This is a genomic window from Azospirillum sp. FG154, assembly GCF_057809575.1.
On the sequence record NZ_JBMDKF010000059.1, the window covers coordinates 1 to 2552 of the forward strand.

The window sequence follows — 2552 nt, forward strand, 5'->3', positions numbered from 1 at the left end:
CGCTGTGCACCATGATTCAGCCCCCTGTTCAACGGTTCCATCGGGGCCGCCCTGGACGCGCGCGGCCCGGACGGCGGGCAGGGGCGCGCGGTCGGGGAACGGGATGGCGGGCGGGTTGGCGGGCGGGTTGGCGGCGGGGGGCATGGCGGCGGCTCCATCCGAAGCTAGGCTGTCATTCCTAAGGCAAGCCTGAGGGATCCGGCAATCCCGCGCTGAAAATCCGTCGGCGGATCCAAAATTGGATAAAGCCAGAGCAATGATTCGCCAACAGCGAACGGCCGGCTTGACACGATGTTCGCTGTTGGCGATCATGGGCGCATGAAGCTGGTGATCGAAGCCACGGCGTTGAACGTCCTGCTCCGCATGCCAAAGGGCGATGCGGCGGGGTTGCGGGCCAAACTGACGACATTCGCCGCCTCCCCCTACGAAGCGCATCCCTGGGCGAAGGCTTTCGGTGGCGGGCAAGGCCGCATACGCCACGGCGATTGGCGGGCCGTCTACCAGATCGACGGCGGCGCCCTGGTCATCACCGTGCTGAAGGTCGGGAACCGCAAGGAGGTCTATCGATGAACGCTCTGCCCATCACGCCAATCGCCGAGACGGCGGACAGCGTCACCCTCAGCCGCGCCGACTTCGAGGCCTTGGCCGAACTGGTGGCCGACGCCCAGGATTTGGCAGACGCCGACGCGGTGAAGGCCCGCTTGATCGCTGGCGAGACGGAGCTGTTCCCGTTCGAGGTCGCTGAACGCATCCTTGATGGGGATCACCCGGTCACGGTGCTCCGCGACCATCGCGGTTTCACGGCCCGCAGCTTGGCCGAGGCCGCCAGCTTGGCCCCATCCTACCTGTCCGAGATCGAGAACGCGAAGAAGCCGGGGAGCTTTGACGCGATGGCCCGGATTGCCCGCGCGCTCAACGTGCCGCTGGACCTGCTCGTCCGCCCGTGAGCCATGTCTGTGGAATCACGCTGTTGTCTCAAACCCGTTTTTCAGGGCGGGGGGCATGGCGGCGGCCCCATCCGAATTTAGGCTGTCATTCCTAAGTCAGGCCTGAGGGGGGCGGCAATCACGCGCTGAAAATCCGGGGGCGGCGGGCCGATCCGCGCGGGGCGCGCTGTGCGCCAAAAGAGGATTGAGGACGGCGATTCACGCCAGGGCAATCGCGTGAACCATCCAAGGCCGAGTAAGCCCATCTCCCCTCGCGGGCTACGGCATGCGCACATGTTGCGGAACGGTAAAGTGCTGTTTGGAAAGGAAAAGCCCTTCTCCCCCTGCGGGGCGAGAACGTCGAACGCCAAAGGCGTTCATAGTTCTCGCAGGTTGGGATGAGGGGTGCAGACGGCTGAAAGCCGTTGGAAATCTAAGCTTCCGCCCCAGGGCAATCGCTTGAACGAAGAGATCGGGGATGTCTGACAAGATTTGACACGGATTTCACGGCATTCTCTCAATGAGCGAAGCTTTCGACGCCGTGGGCCTTGATCCAAGGAAGACATCCGTGAAATCCGTGTGATAATTCGTGAAATCCGTGTCGGAATTTGTCTCGGGATTACCAAAAGCTGGTTCAAGCGATTGCTCCGGCTTCCACCCCCTCACCCCAACCCCTCTCCCGCAAGGGGCTACAGCATTCACACATCGTTCAATAAGGCAAGATATTGGAAGTCAATGACTATAACCGTCATCCCCGCGAAGGCGGGGATCCAGGCTTCATCACAGGGTACGTCTTGCGAACTCTGGATCCCCGCCTTCGCGGGGATGACGAACCCGAGAGTCATTCCGTTCCACTGTTTTGCCAAACGAGTCGATGTGTGAATGCCGTAGCCCGCTAGGGGAGAGGGGCATATTCAGCCTTTGATGGTTCACCCGATTGCCCTGCGATGCACGCGCGTTGGTTTGCAAACCACTCCTCGGCTCTTTATAAAGCTGTGAGGCCACCCGAACAGGCGATGACGACCAATGGCGCCACAGGCACCGCACAACCCAGAGGCCGCCCTGGCCATCGCCCAACAGCGCATCGCCGACGAGGCCGCGCGCCAGACCGGCGCGCTGGATCTGAGCGGGTTGGGGCTGGACCTTCTGCCGGACTCCCTGTTCGCGCTGACGCATTTGCGGTCGCTGGATCTGGGAAACCCGGATGGGTGGGACGATTCGTCCAAAAGCAACCGGATCGACGCGCAACGGGACCAGTTGGGGCGGCTCACCCGCCTTGAAACCCTGTCGGTCGTCCACACCGATCTCGCCAGCCTCCTTCCTCTGCGGACCCTGACGTCCTTGGCGCGGCTCGACTGCTCCGTCACCCAGGTCAGCGATCTGGCCCCGCTGGCCGGATGCGCAACACTCCAGACACTCTACTGCTCCGACACCCAGGTCAGCGATCTGGCCCCGCTGGCCGGATGCGCAACACTCCAGGCCCTCGACTGCGCCTACACCCAGGTCAGCGATCTGGCCCCGCTGGCCGGGTGCGCAACACTCCAGACCCTCAACTGCTCCAACACCCAGGTCAGCGATCTGGCGCCGCTGGCCGGATGCGCAACACTCCAGACCCTCAACTGCTCC

At 63.2% G+C, this 2552-nt stretch carries 3 protein-coding genes; all 3 read left to right on the forward strand.

Annotated elements, in window-relative coordinates:
* The first annotated feature begins 291 nt into the window (after positions 1-291).
* Positions 292-570: a type II toxin-antitoxin system RelE family toxin gene (locus ACODS4_RS28055; protein WP_488869163.1), complete on the forward strand. Its 279-nt coding sequence runs from the start codon at positions 292-294 to the stop codon at positions 568-570.
* Complete coding sequence (locus tag ACODS4_RS28060) at positions 567-947, forward strand: helix-turn-helix domain-containing protein (protein WP_488869165.1); 381 nt, start codon at positions 567-569, stop codon at positions 945-947. Before ACODS4_RS28055 ends, ACODS4_RS28060 begins: the two co-directional genes overlap by 4 nt.
* Positions 948-1952: 1005 nt before the next feature.
* On the forward strand, positions 1953-2552 hold a 600-nt coding region (locus ACODS4_RS28065), incomplete at its 3' end, for a leucine-rich repeat domain-containing protein (RefSeq protein WP_488869167.1).

Coding starts and splice junctions, on each gene's coding strand:
- ACODS4_RS28055 (WP_488869163.1), top strand. CDS start 292: ATGTTCGCTGTTGGCGATCATGGGCGCATGAAGCTGGTGATCGAAGCC.
- ACODS4_RS28060 (WP_488869165.1), top strand. CDS start 567: ATGAACGCTCTGCCCATCACGCCAATCGCCGAGACGGCGGACAGCGTC.